Below are 15,040 nucleotides of genomic sequence, written 5' to 3' on the forward strand. Positions count from 1 at the left end.
AATGCGCGCGGCTCACTTGCCCAGCTTCGAGAGCTGCTCCTGCAGCGCGGCGAGCTGCGCCTTGATGTCATCCAGATCCTTGCCGCCCTTCGCGGGTTTGGCCGCGGGGGCGCCATCGTCGGGGGCCGGGCCGGAGGAGCCGAAGGCCGCGGGCATGCCGCCGGTCATCGCCTTGAGAAAGGCCTCCTGCTGGGCGCGCATGGCGTCGAACCCGGGCATCGTGGCCATCGGGTTCATCTTGCTCATGTTCTCCAGCATCGTGCTCTGGCCGTTCTGCAGCATCTCGAAGGAGGATTGCAGGAACGCAGGCACGATCGACTGGGCCTGGCTGGCGTAGCTGCGCACGAGATCCGTGAGCACGCCGGTGGGCAGCACGTTGTCGCCCTTGCTCTCATGCTCGGCGATGATCTGGAGGAGATACTGGCGGGTGAGGTCATCGCCCGACTTGAGATCGACGATCTGCACCTCACGACCGTCACGGATGAAGTTGGAGATATCCTCCAGCGTCACGTAATCGGAGGTTTCGGTGTTGTAGAGCCGCCGGCTCGCATACCGCTTGATCAGCAGCGGCGCCTTGTCGTCCGACATGCGAATACTCCCCATATTGCAGTGCAGCGAACCGCAGCGTAGTGCAGCATTTCTGAAAAAGAAAGCGTTTAGAACGGCAAAGGGCGGGTCGTGAGACCCGCCCTTCCGTCAGCGCCTCCAGGGAGGAGGAGAGGCGCCGGATTTTCGTGCTGCGGCCTTACTTGGCGGCAGCGGCTTTCTTGGCAGCGGTGGTCACGTCGTTGGTGGCCTTCTTCACGGCGGCGGTGGCCTCTTCCGAGAAGTCCTTGCCGGCAGCCAGCATCAGCTCGACGGTTTCCATCTGCACCTTCTTCGCAACTTCGGCGAAGGCAGCCATGTTCTCGGCAGTCATCTCGGCCTGGGCAGAGGCGAAGTCGGTCATGGCTTTGGTGTAGTCGGTGGGCTCGTCCTTCACCTTGGTGAGGGTCGCGGCCTTGGCGATGGTTTCCTTGGTCCACTTCGAGGAGATCTCGGTGGAGGAAGCAGCAGCTTCGAGGGCAACGGCGGAGAGCTTCTCGCCGAGAGCGGCGGAGGATTTGAAAACGTCCTGCATCGCGGTCGCGTCAACGGGGAACGCAGCCATCATGTCCTGCATCATCTTGGTCATGTCGTTGGTGGTCTTGGCCATGGGTCTATCTCCTTTTGGTGCGGCGGGCACCGGGTTGTTTCGGGTGGGCTGTTGTTGTCTTCGAGGAGATAGATACATGCTGCAGTGCAGAATTTCAAGGTTTTTTCTGCACTGCAGCAAAAATAATAAATCGTGTAATTTCAGTTACCTGGACGAAATCACATAGGTTCCGGGCGCTTTTGCAAGCGCAGGATGGCTGGAATCGCCGGGTTGGCGGGCCTCAACCTTCTTGCCCGAGCGCGAGCGCAGCCAGGCCTCCCAGCGCGGCCACCAGGAGCCCTCGTTGTAATCCGCCGCCGCCTGCCACGCCTCGGGATCGGCGGTCAGGTCGGGGTTGGTGTAATGGCCATACTTCTTTTTGCTGGGCGGATTCACGATGCCGGCGATATGGCCGCTCTCGGAGAGGATGAAGGTCTTGTCTTTCGATCCCATCTGCCGGATGCCACGGTAGCTCGCCTTCCAGGCCGCGATGTGATCGGTCTCGCAGGCGATGGCGCAGACCGGCACGTCGATGCTGGAGAGCGAAAGCCGCTCGCCGCAAAGCTCGATCTCGCCCCTGGCCAGCTGATCCTCCTGGCAGAGCTTGCGCAGGTACTCGACCGACATCTTCGCCGGCAGGTTGGTGCTGTCGCCGTTCCAGTAGAGCAGGTCGAAGGCCGGAGGGGTCTCGCCCATCATGTAGCTGCGGATCGCCGGGCGGTAGATCAGGTCGTTCGAGCGCAGGTAGGAAAAGGTGCGCGACATGTAGAAGCTGTCGAGATAGCCCCGCTCGTTGACCTCGGCCTCGATCCCGTCGACGAAGTCATCGGTCAGGAACACCCCCACCTCGCCCTGGTCGGAGAAATCGGTCAGCGTGGTGAAGAAGGTGGCGCTCTTCACCGTGTCGTCGCCGCGTGCCTTCAGCAGCGAGAGGGTGAGCGAGAGGGTGGTGCCGGCGATGCAGTAGCCGATGGCATTGACCTGCTTCTCGCCGGTGATCTGCTTCACCTGCTCCAGCGCGGTGAGGTAGCCCTCCTCGATGTAGTCGCCCAGCCCGGTGTCGCGGTAGCTGGCGTCGGGATTGACCCAGCTGACCACGAAGAGCGTGTAGCCCTGCTCGGTGATCCACTTGATCAGCGAGTTCTGCGGCTTCAGGTCGAGGATGTAGAACTTGTTGATCCAGGGCGGAAAGATGATGAGCGGGGTCTTGTACTGCTGCTCGGTGGCGGGCGCGTACTGGATCAGCTCGAACATCCGGTTGCGATAGACGACTTCGCCCTCGGTGGTGCCGATGTTGCCGCCGACCTTGAAGGCGTTCTTGTCGGCGAGGTTCACCACGAAGTCGCCCTCGTGATCCTCGAGATCCTTCACCAGGTTCTCCAGCCCGTCGACCAGGCTCTGCCCGTCGGTCTCGACCGCGCGCTCCAGCGCCTCGGGATTGGTGGCCAGGAAGTTGGTGGGCGACATCAGGTCGACGATCTGCTTGGAGAAATACTCCAGCCGCCTCCTGTCGCCCTCGTCCAGCCCGTCGAGCTCGCCGACCGCGTTGCCGATGGCCTGGGACGAGAAGAGGTACTGCTGCTTGATGTAGTTGAAGTAGGGATGGGTCTGCCAGAGCGGCGAGGAGAACCGCGGATCGGGGCCGGAGGCATCCTCGGGCGGCGCGAGCTTGCCCTGGACAAGATTTTGCTGGGTGTCGATGTAATGCTTGAGCGTCTTGCCCCAGTAGCTCACCTGCTGCTCGAAGATCTTGGAGGGATTCGCCATCATCTCCTGCCAGTAGGCGGCGGCGGCCTTGGCGTAGAGTTCGGGCGAAGGACCCTGCAGCGAGGGCGCGACCTGGCGCTGATGGCTCAGCGCGGCAACGAGTCGTTGCGAAAGTGCCTCAATCTTGGCCAGGTTCTGTTCGAGCTTGGAGGGATCGACGGCCGCGTCGGTTTCATCAGTTGTCATGCTAATCATTCCCCCCTAACTTCTTCTTAAAAGGTAGCGCCGCAAGCTTGGGAGGGGCAAGCGGCATGTTGCCCCAGCGGCACGAGGGTGCCGACGGGCAAGGAAAGGCGCACATGAAGAGCATGTTCAGCTACGATGTGATGGAGAGCTTTCGCATCACCAACCAGTGGCTCGGGGCTTCGGCCAAGGCCCTGTACTCCTATCCCGCCTTCGGGCTCTCGGCCAATCCGATGGTGGCGATGACCGCCGCCTGGGGCGAGGTGACCGAGCGCAGCTTTGCCCGGATGGTGCTGAAACCCGACTGGAACATCAGCCACGTCGTCGGCGAGGACGGGCGCGACCACCTCGTGAGCATCGAGACCACGGTGAAGAAGGCCTTCGGCGACCTGATCCACTTCAACGTGCTGGGCCGCGCCGAGAAGGAGCGCAAGGTTCTGCTGGTGGCGCCGATGAGCGGCCACTACGCCACGCTGCTGCGCTCCACGGTAGTTTCGCTGCTGCCCGATTGCGAGGTCTACATCACCGACTGGCACAATGCCCGCGACATCGCAGTGAGCGAAGGCAAGTTCGACGTGGAGGATTACACCCTCTACATCGTCGACTTCCTGCGCAAGCTCGGGCCCGACACCCATGTGATCGCCGTATGCCAGCCCGCCCCCCTGGCGCTGGCCGCCACCGCCTATCTCGCCGCCGAGGACCCCGATGCGCAGCCCAACTCGCTGACCCTCATCGGCGGCCCGATCGACCCGGGCGCGGCCCCCACCGAGGTCACCGACTTCGGCCGCTCCGTGACCATGGGCCAGCTCGAGCAGCATGTGATCCAGCGCGTAGGCTTCAAGTATCGCGGCGCCGGGCGGCTGGTTTATCCGGGCCTGCAACAGCTGGCCTCCTTCATCGCCATGAACTCCGAGACCCACGCCAAGGCCTTCGCCGATCAGGTGGTGGCCGTGGCCAAGGGCGAGGCCTCCGATGCCGACCGGCACAACAAGTTCTACGACGAGTATCTCGCCGTGATGGACATGACCGCCGAGTTCTATCTCTCCACGGTCGAGCGGATCTTCAAGGAGCGCGAGATCGCCCGCAACGTCTTCGAGGTCGATGGCAAGCGGGTGGACATCGGCAAGATCACCGACGTGGCGGTGAAGACGGTGGAAGGCGCGAATGACGACATCTCGGCACCGGGCCAATGCGTGGCCGCGCTGGAGATGCTCACCGGCCTGCCCGATGACATGAAGGCCAGCCACCTCGAGCCGGGCGCGGGCCACTACGGCATCTTCGCGGGCCGCAGCTGGCGCAACAACATCCGCCCGCTGGTGCTGGAGTTCATCGACGCCAACTGCCGGCACGGCAAGCGCCGTCCCACGGCGGTGAAGCAGGCCTCGTAGCGATTGGCGGGTTTCACCCGCCACCGCCACCTCACCTCAGCACGAGCGGCGCGTCGAGAAAGTCCTTGAGCGCGTGGTTCACCGCCGAGGGCTGCTCCAGCGTCAGGTAGTGGCCGGCCCCGGTGATAACCTTCAGCTCGGCGTTGGGGATCAGCTCGGCCAGGAATTCGTGGCGCTTCACCCCGTAGAGCAGGTCTTCGCTGCCGCACATCAGCAGCACCGGCTGCTTGGCCTTGCGCAGGGTGCGCTGCGGGTCGGGGCGGCGTTGCAGCGCACGGGACTGGCGGACAAACACATCGGGCCCGAGCGCCTCGGCCATGTCGAGCACCAGGTCGATGATCTCGTCGCGGTGCGGCCCCTCCCCCACCCCGGCGGCCTCGATCTGAGCCTTGGCCACCTCGATCAGCCGCCCGTTGCGCACGCCGATGATGCCCGGCTCCCGGTCGGCCGCCACATGGGGCGGCTCGGTCAGCGCGGTGGTCGAGATCAGCGCCACCCGGCTCACCCGGTCGGGCGCGCGGTTGAGCACCTCCATCGCCACCATGCCGCCAAGGTCCACCCCGCAGAGGGAAAAGCGCTTGGGCGCGCCGTCGAGCACCCGCTGCGCCAGGGCACCGACGCTGTCGGCATGGGCAACCGAGCCGATCTGCACCGCCCGGCTGGCGGAAAAGCTCATGATCTGCGGCCAGAACGCCCGCGCGTCGCACATGAATCCGGGAAGAAATACAACGGGGTCGGCCATTGGCTGCCAGTCCTTGCCTCGCGCCGCGCTCTCCGGGGCGGCTTCGGGCCAGAGGCTACCCGCGCACCCGTGCTGCCGCAAGGGCACAAGCCCGTGTGGAGGCCGGAGCGGCGGTGCAGCGCGGGTGGCGGCTCAGGCCGCCCCGTTCCACTGAAACGCACCATCGGGGCCCAGCGGCGCATGGGGGTTCCAGGCGACCTCCCAGATGTGGCCCTCAGGATCGGCGAAATAGCCGATGTGGCCGCCCCAGAAGATGTCATGCGCGGGCTTCAGGATCCTGGCCCCCGCCGCCTCCGCCGCCTCGAGCAGCTGCGCCACCTCGGCCTTTTCGCGCACGTTGTAGGCATAGGTCGCCGCGCCGTGGCCCAGGCTCTCGACCGGAACGCCCATGTCGCGGGCCAGCATCGCGATGGGATAAAGCCCCAGCGTCTGCCCGATGAGGTCGAAGGCGATCACGCCATCGGGCGCCTCGACACGCTGCCAGCCAAGCGCCTCGTAGAAGGCCGCCGCAGCCTCGGGGTCGTGCACCCCGAGGGTGATGAGGCTGATCCGCTGTTCCATGTCCGTCTCCCGAGATGCCCCGGCAGGTTAGGCGAACAAAAAATGAACGTCTAGCTCTTCTTCCGGGTCAGGATGACAAAGAGCGCGATGCAGAGCGTGATGATGTCGGTCATCATCGTAGGCGCCGGGATGTAATCCGTGCCGCCGCCGCCCGGATCGAGCTGCTTGATGGTAGCGGTCAGCTCCTGGCTTTCCTGCGCGGTCAGGCCGAGATCGTCGCCGCCGTCCACCAGCTTCTCGAAGGCCTTGCCCAGCGCCTCCCAGGCGAGGTCGGGGCCGGTCATGGCGGCGAGCAGGTCGGCGATGGCCTGGGCCAGCACCAGCGCCTGCTGGCGCAGGCCGGCGATGTTGGCCTGGTGCGAGCGCAGCGACTGGCGGCCCGCGTAGTCGAGCTTGCGCGGGTTGCCGTAGCGCACGCTCAGGAGGCCCTCGGAGGAGCGCAGGTCGCGGCGGATGCCCTCGAGCTGCTGCTGCCAGCGGGCCACCTTGGCCATGATCTCGCCATGCTTGGTGGAGGTCGACTTGACGCTCGCGCCCGCGTTCACCTTCAGGGTTTCGGTCACAACCTGTTCGGTCAGCGTGCGGAGAAGGATCTTTTTGGCTTCATGATTCATGAGAGTCTCTCAGGTCATTGGAAATGAAGGGGTCTGATGCGGGGAGCCGAAATTTCTCCCACGCGGCAGAGGGTAGCCATCCGTGCGCGGGCAATCAACTGCGGCGGCGGGGTTTTACAAACTCTTCATCCAGTCGAGGATCGCGGCGGTGGTGGCGGCGGTCTGGCCGGGGCTGACGATGTCGCCCGCGATGACATGGGCCGAGGGGTCATCGGCCTCGGTCAGCTCCGGCGAAAGCAGCGTGACAGGCCCGCCCCAGCGCGCGGCAACAGCGCGGGTGGCGCGGGCATCGACCACCGCATCCGCGTCGGAAAACCAGAACAGCGCGGGCGTGGTGATGCGGGCGTGGTCGGCGGTGCGGGCGTGATGGACCAGCGCGGCCATCGGCAGCAGCGCGGCGACCGGATATTCCTCGGTCCAGTAGCGGGCCTGCGCCTCGTTCAGCGGGGTGAAGCCGCGGCGCTCGCCCATCACCAGCGGCAGCCAATGGGCGACGAAGGGCGCCCGCAACAGAAAGGCCGCCCGCGAATTGACGGCGAAGTTGGGGGAGACAAACACCATGCCCTTCACCCGGGCCATCGCCTCGGGGTGCTCGGCGGCCGTTGAGGTGACCAGCGTGGCCCCGGTGGAGGTGGCGAGGATCAGCGTCTGCTCGCCGATCCGGTCGGCCACGGCCAGCGCCTCGGCCATGTCTTCCAGCCAGTCGCCCGCCGAAGGTTCGGCCATGGCATCGGCGCTGCGCCCGTGGCCCGCGAGGCGGGTGAAGTGCAGGTTCGCCCCCAGTGCCCGGGCAACCTGCTGCGGGACCGGGGCGATCTCGGGCGCGGCGGCGGAATAGCCGTGGATGTAGAGCACGGCGAGCGGGGTCCTGGCGCCGCTTTCGCCGGCCCAGATCACCTGCTTCTCGGTGCCCGGCACGATATCGGAAAACTGCATCTCCCGTGCGGCAAGGTATGCCTCCACATCCGCCCCGATCTGGCCCGGATCAAAGGAGATTTCGGTCTCGACGGGCGTGCGCGGGGCAAGCCACCAGAGCCCCGCGACAAGCAGGAAAAGCGCAAGCAGCCAGCGCAGCCAGGGCGGCATCTCAGGCGGCTCCGAGGGCGGCCAGCACCTCGTCTACCGCCTGTTCGATCAGCGCCAGTTGCGGCGGGGCCGAAAAGCGGTGATCGGCGCCCTTGACCAGCGTGAGCCGGATATCGTCGCCCTCGGCATGGGCGAGCAGGCGCAGGGCCACCTCCTGGCTCACGTCGGCGTCGGCGGTGCCCTGCAGCATCCGCACCGGGAAGGGCAGCGGCAGGGGCCCGCGCAGCACCAGCTGGCGGCGGCCCTCCTCGATCAGGCGGCGGGTGATGATGTAGGGCTCGCCGTAGTCCGACGGCAGGGCCACCCGGCCCTCGCGCGCCAGCTCGGCCCTCTGCGCCTCGGAAAAGCCCGCCCACATGCTGTCTTCGGTGAAGTCGGGCGCGGCGGCGATGGTAACGAGCCCGGCCACCCTGGCGCCCAGCCGCCGGCACATCAGCAGCGCGATCCAGCCGCCCATCGACGAGCCCACCAGCACCTGCGGCCCCTCGGTGAGTGCGGTGATCGCGGCGGCGGCATCCTCGGCCCAGTCGCCGATCGCGCCCTCGGTGAAGGCGCCCGAGCTCTCGCCGTGGCCGGAATAGTCGAACCGCAGGAAGGCGCGGCCCCGCGCCCTGGCCCAGGCCTCGAGGTGCACGGCCTTGGTGCCCTGCATGTCGCTCTTGAACCCGCCCAGGAAGACCACGCCGGGCCCGGAGCCCTCGGAGCGGTGATAGGCGATGCGGCGGCCCTCGGGGCTTTCGAGATAGTCGGGCAAATCGGGCCTCCCTCTGCGTTCGGCGGCCACCCTAGGCAGCCGCCCCCGCCCCATCAACCCTCTTGCCCCGGTGGGGAATTTCGGCGCAAATCCCGCCCCATGACACATCCGCGCTATACCGACCTGGCCAACGCCCTGCCCTCCACCGTGCCCTTCGTGGGCCCCGAGACGCAGGAGCGCGCCCGTGGCCGCAGCTTCGACGCCCGGCTGGGCGCCAACGAATCGGGCTTCGGCCCCTCGCCTGCCGCGATCCGCGCCATCGGCGAAGCGGCGCGCGGCGCCTGGATGTATGGCGACCCCGAGATGCACGACCTGCGCCGGGCGCTGGCCAACCACCTCGGCGTGGAGCCCGACGCGGTGATCGCGGGCGAAGGGATCGACGGCCTGCTGGGCTACATCGCCCGCCTGCTGGTGAGCCCCGGCGATGCGGTGGTGACCTCGGACGGCGCCTACCCCACCTTCAACTTCCACGTCGCGGGCTTTGGCGGCGTGTTGCACAAGGTGCCCTACCGCGATGACGCCGAAGACCCCGAGGCGCTGGTGGCAAAGGCTGCCGAGGTGGGGGCCAAGATGGTCTACCTCGCAAACCCCGACAACCCGATGGGCAGCTTTCACGGCGCCGAGCGGCTGGCCGCGATGCGCGCCGCCTTGCCCGGCGGCTGCCTGCTGGTGCTCGACGAGGCCTATGTGGAGTTCGCCCCCGAGGACGACCTGCTGCCGCTCGACCCCTCCGACGAGGGCGTGATCCGGCTGCGCACCTTTTCAAAGGCCTATGGCCTGGCGGGCCTGCGGGTGGGCTACGCGGTGGGCCATCCCGAGCTGATCCGCGCCTTCGACAAGATCCGCAACCACTTCGGCCTGGGCCGGGTGGCGCAGGCGGGGGCACTGGCGGCGCTGGCCGACACCGCGCACCTGGCCCGGGTGCAGGGCGAGGTCGAGGCCGCGCGGCGGCGGATCGCCGGGATCGCCGAGGCCAACGGCCTCCTTCCCCTGCCTTCGGCCACCAACTTCGTCGCGCTCGACTGCGGCGGCGGCGCGGTGCGGGCCAAGGCGCTGGTGGCGGAGCTGGGCCGGCGCGGCGTGTTCGTCCGGATGCCCTTCGCCGCCCCGCAGGACCGCTGCATCCGCATCTCCGCCGCCCCCGAAGCGGACCTTGCCGTGCTGGAACGGGTGCTGCCGCAGGCCATCGCCGCCATCGGCTGACCCCTTCACGAAAATGAGACTCGTTGCGGCGTAGACCGTTGCTAGGCTTGCGCCATGCACCGGAGACCGCCCCCATGAGCCATCGCCCCATCGGCCGGGTTGAAAACTACACCCTGCCCTTTCTCGTCAGCGCGGGGTTCACCCTGTTCTGGGTGCTGGTGCTGGTCGCGGCGCTCTGGGGCTGGCTCGGGGTGGCGCTGGTGAGCACCGGGCTCGACCGCGCCATCGCCCGGCTCAGGCGGTAGCCTGCCCGCTCAGGCGCAGGCCCGCGCGGCGGCCTCGAGCGCGCCGCGCCCGTGGTCGATTCCGAGCGCCGTCATCCCCGCCTCCATCGAGCCGAGCACGCCCAGCACCATGTGGCTGTTCAGGTGGCCCATGTGCCCGATCCGGAAAAAGCCGTCGCCCTCCGGATCGTCGCGGCGATACATGCCCAGCCCGATCCCCAGCGTCACGCCGGTGTTCTCGGTGAGCCAGTTGCGCAGCCGCTTGCCGTTCTCGCGGCCGATCGAAAGCGCAGTGACGGCATGGGTCCGCAGCGCCGGATCCTCCACGTTGAACCGCAGCGGCCCGCCCTGCCCCCAGGCCGCGACGGCCGCCCAGACCGCACCGGCGAGGCGGCGGTGGCGCTCCCAGACATTCTCCAGCCCCTCTTCGCCGATCATCGTCAGCGCCTCGCGCAGCCCGTAGAGGTGATGCGTGGGGGCGGTGCCGCCGAAATACTGGTAAAAGAACTCGGGCCGCGACCGTGGCGTCCAGTCCCAGTAGAGCGTCGCCATGTCGGCCCGGGCATGGGCCGCATCGGCACGGTCGTTGAACCAGACGAAGCCGAGTCCCGGCGGGGTCATCAGCCCTTTCTGCGAGGCCGAGATCATCACGTCGACGCCCCAGGCATCCATCTCGAAGGTGTCGCAGGCCAGCGAGGCGATGCAGTCGACGCAGAGCAGCGCCGGGTGGCCGGCCTTGTCGAGGATGTCGCGCAGGGCCTTGATGTCGTTGCGCACGGAGGTGGCGGTATCGACATGGGCCACCAGCACGGCCTTGATCGCATGGGCCTTGTCGGCGGCCAGCGCCTCGGCAAAGGTCGCGTGGTCGACGGTGCCCTGGTTGCCGAAATCGAGCCGCTCCACCTCGGCGCCGAGCTTCACTGCCACATCGGCCCAGCCGTGGGTAAAGCGCCCGGTGCAGAGCGCCAGCACCCGGTCGCCGCGCGAGAGCACATTGGTCAGCGCCGCCTCCCAGGCCCCGTGGCCGTTGCAGATGTAGATCGCCGCATGGTGCTTTGTCCGGGCCACCGCCTTCAGATCGGGGATCATCGCATCCACCATATCGGCCAGCGCGCCCTCGTAGATGTTCGGCGCGGCCCGGTGCATGGCTTGCAAAACGCGGTCGGGCATCACAGATGGGCCGGGGATGGCGAGGTATTCGCGGCCGTGTGCGAGGGTCATGGGCAGGCTCCGGGGAGGGGTTTCGGACGGGCACCTTATGCCCGTTCTGCGCGGCGTCAACACCACGTGTGCTTGTTTGGCCTTCCCGCAACCGCTATGCCCCGCGAGACCCGATGAAAGGAGCCCCATGCTGGACGGGCTGAAGAAATGGCTGAAACGGAAGGAGCGCGCGATCCGCACCTCCTTTGGTGACGATATCTCCACCCCGGAGAAGCGTCGGCAGGCGCTGTGGCATTTTCACCTGTTCGACCACGCCTGGCTGCGCACCTTCTGGACCAACTTCGACAAGGTGGCCGAGGGCGTCTACCGCTCCAACCACCCGGGGCCGGAGCGGCTGAAGAAATACAAGGCCATGGGGATCACCACGGTGCTCAACCTGCGCGGCGACGAAAGCGGCTTTTCGCCCTGGCTCTTCGAGGAGGAAGCCTGCCGCGAGCTCGGGCTCAACCTCGTGGTGGCCAAGATCTACGCGCGGCGCCCGGCCACCCGCGAGGAGATGATCAACCTCGTCCACACGCTCAAGACCATCGACAAGCCCTTCGTGATGCACTGCAAGTCGGGCGCAGACCGGGCCGGGCTGGCCTCGGTGCTCTACAAGCTGATCGTCGAGAAATCCTCCATCGCCGAGGCGCGCAAGCACCTCTCGCCGCGCTACCTGCACCTGAAGTGGACCAAGACCGGCGTCTGCGACCACCTGGTGGACGTGTGGGAGGCCCGGCACATCGCCACCGGCATCGGCATGGAGGACTGGCTGCTCAACGAGTATGACCCCAAGGCCCTCGAACGCAGCTTTGCCGCGCGGGGCCGGAAGGAGGCTGCGTGAAGCCCGAGGGCTCCCTCTCCTGGCTCTGGCGCGGCTACCTGCGCCCGCACTGGCCCGCGCTCGTCGGGGCGGGGCTGCTGATGGCGGTCGAAGGCTCGATGCTGGGCTTTCTCAGCTACATGATGAAGCCGATGTTCGACGCCGTCTTCGTGGCCGGCGAGAGCGGCGCGCTCTGGGCGGTGGGCCTCGGCATTCTCGCCATCTTCTTCATCCGGGCCGCCACGTCTGTCGGCCAGAAGCTGCTGCTCGCCCGCGTGGCCTCGAAGGTCATCTACAAGATGAAGACGCGGCTGGTGGCCCACCTGATGCGGCTCGACACCACCTGGCACGGGCGCAACCCGCCCGGTGCGCTGATCGAGCGCGTCAGCAACGACACCGGCGCCGTGCGCGAGGTCGCCAGCGTCGTCATCACCGGGCTGGGCCGCGACGTGGTGGCGCTGGTCTCGCTGCTCGCCGTGGTGCTCTGGATCGACTGGCAATGGACGCTGGTGGCCCTGATGGGCACGCCGCTGCTGGTGGCCCCCACCCTGCTGGTGCAGTCCTTCATCCGCCGCACCGCCCTGCGGAACCGCGTGCTGGCGCAGCACATGTCGGTCCGCCTCGACGAGGTGTTCCACGGCATCAACCCGATAAAGCTCAACCGGCTGGAGGACTACCAGTCGCGCCAGTTCGACGGGCTCGCCGCCGAGCGGGTGGATGCGGAGGTGCGCAACCAGTTCGGCCGCGCCGCGGTGCCCGCGCTCATCGACATCATGACCGGCATCGGCTTCTTCGCCGTGCTCATCTACGGCGGCCGCGAGATCATGGACGGCGAAAAGACCGTGGGCGAGTTCATGAGCTTCTTCACCGCCATGGCGCTGGCCTTCGAGCCGCTGCGGCGGCTGGGCCAGATCAGCGGCGTCTGGCAGGCCGCGCAGGTGAGCCTCGGACGGGTCCGCGAGATGTTCGACGTGCGCCCCTCGCTCACCTCCCCCGCCGCGCCGCGGGCGGTCTCGCCCGGCGACATCGAGTTCAAGGACGTGCACCTCAGCTATGGCGAGGCACAGGTGCTCAACGGGCTGTCGCTGGTGGCCAGGGCCGGCGAGACGACGGCGCTGGTCGGGGCCTCGGGCGCGGGCAAATCGACCGTCTTCAACCTGCTGACCCGGCTGGTGGACCCGTCCTCGGGCACCATCACCCTCGGCGGCACGCCGATCGACGCATTGGGCCTGCCCGACCTCCGGGCACAGTTCTCGATGGTCAGCCAGGAGGCGCTGCTCTTTGACGACACGCTGCGCGAGAACATCGTGCTGGGCAGCGAGGTGTCGGAGGAGCGGCTCGAGGCGGCGCTCCGGGGCGCCCATGTGACGGATTTCGTGAGAGACTTCCCCGAAGGGCTCGACTCGCCCGCCGGGCCGCGCGGCTCCAGCCTCTCGGGCGGCCAGCGCCAGCGCATCGCCATCGCCCGTGCCCTGCTGCGCGATGCCCCGATCCTGCTGCTCGACGAGGCCACCTCGGCGCTCGACACCAAGAGCGAGGCGGTGGTGCAGGCGGCGCTCGACGAGCTGGCCCAGGGCCGCACCACGCTGGTCATCGCCCACCGGCTCTCGACCGTGCGGGGCGCCGACCGCATCCTGGTGATGCAGGCCGGCCGCGTCGTCGAGGAAGGCACCCACGAGGCGCTGCTGGACAAGGGCGGTGCCTATGCCGAGCTCTACCGCCTGCAATTCGCCGACGAGGCCTGACGCCCTATGTTGCCGCCCATGGATCGCACCGTCTTTCGCATCACCGGCGCCGACCGGCTCGACTTTCTGCAGAACCTCGTCACCAACAGCGTGAAGAGGCTGGAGCGTGGCGCGGTCTGGGCCGCGCTGCTGACGCCGCAGGGCAAGTACCTGGCCGACTTCTTCCTCGTGCCCGCGGGCGATGCCGTTCTGCTCGACGTGGCCACGCCGCTGGCCGCGGACCTCGCCAAACGGCTCAGGATGTACCGGCTGCGCGCCGATGTGCAGATCGAGGAGACCGAGCTTGTGATGACCCGCGGCACAGGCCCCGCCCCCGAGGGCGCCCTGCCCGACCCGCGCGATCCGGCGATGGGCTGGCGCACCTACGACGGCACGCCGGGCGACGATACCGACTGGGAGGCCTTGCGCGTGGCGCTTGTCGTGCCCGAAACCGGGATCGAGCTGGTGCCGAACGAGAGCTACCCGCTGGAGCTGGGCTTCGAGCGACTGCACGGCGTCGATTTCCGCAAGGGCTGCTACGTCGGCCAGGAGGTCACCGCCCGGATGAAGCACAAGACAGAGCTGAAGAAGGGGCTGGTGCAGGTCACCGTGGAAGGCGCCGCGCCGGTGGGAAGCGAGATCCTCGCGGGCGACAAACCGGCAGGCGTGCTCTACACCCAATCGGGCGGCAAGGGGCTGGCCTGGCTCCGGTTCGACCGCGCCGCAGGGCCGATGACGGCAGGCGACGCCGCGGTTTCATGGGACGGACACCGGCCCTGACCGCGAATTGAGCGGAATTCTACCGCACAATCGGCGAGACTTCGCCGACCGCGCAGCACACGTTCAGGTGGAAACAGAGTGTTGCGGCCGCCCCGTCAGGCGCGCTCCGCATACTCCATCGTTTCGGTGTTCACGATGATGTCTTCATCGGGGCCGACGAAGGGCGGCACCATGACTTTGACACCATTGTCGAGCACCGCGGGCTTGAAGCTGTTGGCGGCCGTCTGGCCCTTCACGACAGGCTCGGTCTCGACCACCTTGCAGGTCACTTTCTGCGGCAGCGTCGCGTTCAAAGCCTCGGTTTCGTAATACTCGATATGGATGGTCATGCCGTCCTGAAGGAACGGCCGGCGCTCGCCCAGCAGGTCGGCCGGAAGCTCGATCTGCTCGTAGGTGTCACTGTCCATGAACACCAGCATACCGTCTGTTTCATACAGGAATTGCTGGTCTTTCTGCTCCAGGCGCACGCGCTCGACCTTGTCGGCGGAGCGGAAGCGCTCGTTGAGCTTGGAGCCGTTGCGCAGGTTCTTCATCTCGACCTGGGCGAAGGCGCCGCCCTTGCCGGGCTTCACGTGATCGACCTTCACCGCGACCCAGAGGCCGCCGTTGTGCTCGAGCACGTTGCCCGGGCGAATTTCATTTCCGTTGATCTTGGGCATTGTGGCGAAACCTTGACAAAATCTTGAAAGGGGTTTGGCCGGACCTATATCTTGCCGCTGTTGGGCTGACAAGCGGACTAAATACGGTGATGGATGACGTAGAGTTATGATCTGAGCGCATAGCTGCCATGACTTAGGCGGCATATCGAATCGCGCCG

At 67.2% G+C, this 15,040-nt stretch carries 16 protein-coding genes; 6 read left to right on the forward strand and 10 right to left on the reverse strand.

Annotated features, from left to right (window positions below):
• Positions 1–12: 12 nt before the first annotated feature.
• From phaR to phaC, 3 genes are all read right to left on the reverse strand, one after another.
• Positions 13–588, reverse strand: coding sequence for a polyhydroxyalkanoate synthesis repressor PhaR (gene phaR / locus BUR94_RS11385; RefSeq protein ID WP_074256346.1), 576 nt, complete (start codon positions 586–588; stop codon positions 13–15).
• Positions 589–745: 157 nt separating this feature from the next.
• The gene (locus tag BUR94_RS11390; RefSeq protein ID WP_074256347.1) at positions 746–1,195 is read right to left on the reverse strand and encodes a phasin, PhaP; all 450 of its coding nucleotides are present in this window, start codon (positions 1,193–1,195) and stop codon (positions 746–748) included.
• 144 nt (positions 1,196–1,339) lie between these two features.
• Positions 1,340–3,127, reverse strand: coding sequence for a class I poly(R)-hydroxyalkanoic acid synthase (phaC, locus tag BUR94_RS11395; protein WP_074256348.1), 1,788 nt, complete (start codon positions 3,125–3,127; stop codon positions 1,340–1,342).
• Between the two features lie 113 nt (positions 3,128–3,240).
• Between phaC and phaZ the strand changes: the two genes are divergently transcribed.
• The gene (phaZ, locus tag BUR94_RS11400; protein ID WP_074256349.1) at positions 3,241–4,512 is read left to right on the forward strand and encodes a polyhydroxyalkanoate depolymerase; all 1,272 of its coding nucleotides are present in this window, start codon (positions 3,241–3,243) and stop codon (positions 4,510–4,512) included.
• 31 nt (positions 4,513–4,543) lie between these two features.
• Here the strand turns inward: phaZ and BUR94_RS11405 are convergent, their stop codons facing one another.
• The 5 genes from BUR94_RS11405 to BUR94_RS11425 form a co-directional block, all read right to left on the reverse strand.
• Positions 4,544–5,254 (reverse strand): alpha/beta fold hydrolase, encoded by a 711-nt coding sequence (locus BUR94_RS11405; RefSeq protein WP_074256350.1) that lies wholly within the window; start codon positions 5,252–5,254, stop codon positions 4,544–4,546.
• Between the two features lie 132 nt (positions 5,255–5,386).
• Positions 5,387–5,815: a VOC family protein gene (locus tag BUR94_RS11410; RefSeq protein WP_074256351.1), complete on the reverse strand. Its 429-nt coding sequence runs from the start codon at positions 5,813–5,815 to the stop codon at positions 5,387–5,389.
• Between the two features lie 50 nt (positions 5,816–5,865).
• On the reverse strand, positions 5,866–6,429 hold the full coding sequence (locus tag BUR94_RS11415; protein WP_074256352.1) for a hypothetical protein: 564 nt from the start codon (positions 6,427–6,429) through the stop codon (positions 5,866–5,868).
• Positions 6,430–6,543: 114 nt separating this feature from the next.
• The gene (locus BUR94_RS11420; protein WP_074256353.1) at positions 6,544–7,515 is read right to left on the reverse strand and encodes an alpha/beta hydrolase; all 972 of its coding nucleotides are present in this window, start codon (positions 7,513–7,515) and stop codon (positions 6,544–6,546) included.
• Between the two features lies 1 nt (position 7,516).
• Positions 7,517–8,323 carry an alpha/beta hydrolase gene (locus BUR94_RS11425; RefSeq protein ID WP_074256354.1) on the reverse strand — a complete coding sequence of 269 codons (807 nt, stop codon included), beginning with the start codon at positions 8,321–8,323 and terminating at the stop codon, positions 7,517–7,519.
• Positions 8,324–8,368: 45 nt separating this feature from the next.
• Here BUR94_RS11425 and BUR94_RS11430 point away from each other — a divergent pair, with 45 nt between their 5' ends.
• Both BUR94_RS11430 and BUR94_RS20710 read left to right on the forward strand, forming a co-directional pair.
• Positions 8,369–9,472: a pyridoxal phosphate-dependent aminotransferase gene (locus BUR94_RS11430; protein WP_074256355.1), complete on the forward strand. Its 1,104-nt coding sequence runs from the start codon at positions 8,369–8,371 to the stop codon at positions 9,470–9,472.
• Between the two features lie 74 nt (positions 9,473–9,546).
• Positions 9,547–9,717: a hypothetical protein gene (locus BUR94_RS20710; protein WP_175570467.1), complete on the forward strand. Its 171-nt coding sequence runs from the start codon at positions 9,547–9,549 to the stop codon at positions 9,715–9,717.
• A 9-nt stretch (positions 9,718–9,726) separates the two neighbouring features.
• Here BUR94_RS20710 and BUR94_RS11435 read toward each other — a convergent pair whose 3' ends face one another.
• On the reverse strand, positions 9,727–10,917 hold the full coding sequence (locus BUR94_RS11435) for a pyridoxal-phosphate-dependent aminotransferase family protein (protein WP_074256356.1): 1,191 nt from the start codon (positions 10,915–10,917) through the stop codon (positions 9,727–9,729).
• Between the two features lie 127 nt (positions 10,918–11,044).
• Here BUR94_RS11435 and BUR94_RS11440 point away from each other — a divergent pair, with 127 nt between their 5' ends.
• The 3 genes from BUR94_RS11440 to ygfZ are packed head-to-tail and all read left to right on the forward strand — an operon-like array spanning position 11,045 to position 14,223.
• Positions 11,045–11,740 carry a tyrosine-protein phosphatase gene (locus BUR94_RS11440; protein WP_074256357.1) on the forward strand — a complete coding sequence of 232 codons (696 nt, stop codon included), beginning with the start codon at positions 11,045–11,047 and terminating at the stop codon, positions 11,738–11,740.
• The gene (locus tag BUR94_RS11445; protein WP_074256358.1) at positions 11,737–13,464 is read left to right on the forward strand and encodes an ABC transporter ATP-binding protein; all 1,728 of its coding nucleotides are present in this window, start codon (positions 11,737–11,739) and stop codon (positions 13,462–13,464) included. Before BUR94_RS11440 ends, BUR94_RS11445 begins: the two co-directional genes overlap by 4 nt.
• A gap of 18 nt (positions 13,465–13,482) precedes the next feature.
• A complete protein-coding gene (gene ygfZ / locus BUR94_RS11450) occupies positions 13,483–14,223 on the forward strand; it encodes a CAF17-like 4Fe-4S cluster assembly/insertion protein YgfZ (RefSeq protein WP_074256359.1) in 741 nt (246 codons plus the stop codon).
• 95 nt (positions 14,224–14,318) lie between these two features.
• On the opposite strand, the gene efp is transcribed toward ygfZ, so the two are convergent.
• Positions 14,319–14,882, reverse strand: coding sequence for an elongation factor P (efp, locus tag BUR94_RS11455; protein ID WP_074256360.1), 564 nt, complete (start codon positions 14,880–14,882; stop codon positions 14,319–14,321).
• Positions 14,883–15,040: the final 158 nt, after the last annotated feature.

Origin of the sequence: Vannielia litorea (assembly GCF_900142295.1) — a bacterium.
Taxonomy (GTDB): Bacteria; Pseudomonadota; Alphaproteobacteria; order Rhodobacterales; family Rhodobacteraceae; genus Vannielia; species Vannielia litorea.

Coding starts and splice junctions, on each gene's coding strand:
- phaR (WP_074256346.1), bottom strand. CDS start 588: ATGTCGGACGACAAGGCGCCGCTGCTGATCAAGCGGTATGCGAGCCGG.
- BUR94_RS11390 (WP_074256347.1), bottom strand. CDS start 1,195: ATGGCCAAGACCACCAACGACATGACCAAGATGATGCAGGACATGATG.
- phaC (WP_074256348.1), bottom strand. CDS start 3,127: ATGACAACTGATGAAACCGACGCGGCCGTCGATCCCTCCAAGCTCGAA.
- phaZ (WP_074256349.1), top strand. CDS start 3,241: ATGAAGAGCATGTTCAGCTACGATGTGATGGAGAGCTTTCGCATCACC.
- BUR94_RS11405 (WP_074256350.1), bottom strand. CDS start 5,254: ATGGCCGACCCCGTTGTATTTCTTCCCGGATTCATGTGCGACGCGCGG.
- BUR94_RS11410 (WP_074256351.1), bottom strand. CDS start 5,815: ATGGAACAGCGGATCAGCCTCATCACCCTCGGGGTGCACGACCCCGAG.
- BUR94_RS11415 (WP_074256352.1), bottom strand. CDS start 6,429: ATGAATCATGAAGCCAAAAAGATCCTTCTCCGCACGCTGACCGAACAG.
- BUR94_RS11420 (WP_074256353.1), bottom strand. CDS start 7,515: ATGCCGCCCTGGCTGCGCTGGCTGCTTGCGCTTTTCCTGCTTGTCGCG.
- BUR94_RS11425 (WP_074256354.1), bottom strand. CDS start 8,323: ATGGGGCGGGGGCGGCTGCCTAGGGTGGCCGCCGAACGCAGAGGGAGG.
- BUR94_RS11430 (WP_074256355.1), top strand. CDS start 8,369: ATGACACATCCGCGCTATACCGACCTGGCCAACGCCCTGCCCTCCACC.
- BUR94_RS20710 (WP_175570467.1), top strand. CDS start 9,547: ATGAGCCATCGCCCCATCGGCCGGGTTGAAAACTACACCCTGCCCTTT.
- BUR94_RS11435 (WP_074256356.1), bottom strand. CDS start 10,917: ATGACCCTCGCACACGGCCGCGAATACCTCGCCATCCCCGGCCCATCT.
- BUR94_RS11440 (WP_074256357.1), top strand. CDS start 11,045: ATGCTGGACGGGCTGAAGAAATGGCTGAAACGGAAGGAGCGCGCGATC.
- ygfZ (WP_074256359.1), top strand. CDS start 13,483: ATGGATCGCACCGTCTTTCGCATCACCGGCGCCGACCGGCTCGACTTT.
- efp (WP_074256360.1), bottom strand. CDS start 14,882: ATGCCCAAGATCAACGGAAATGAAATTCGCCCGGGCAACGTGCTCGAG.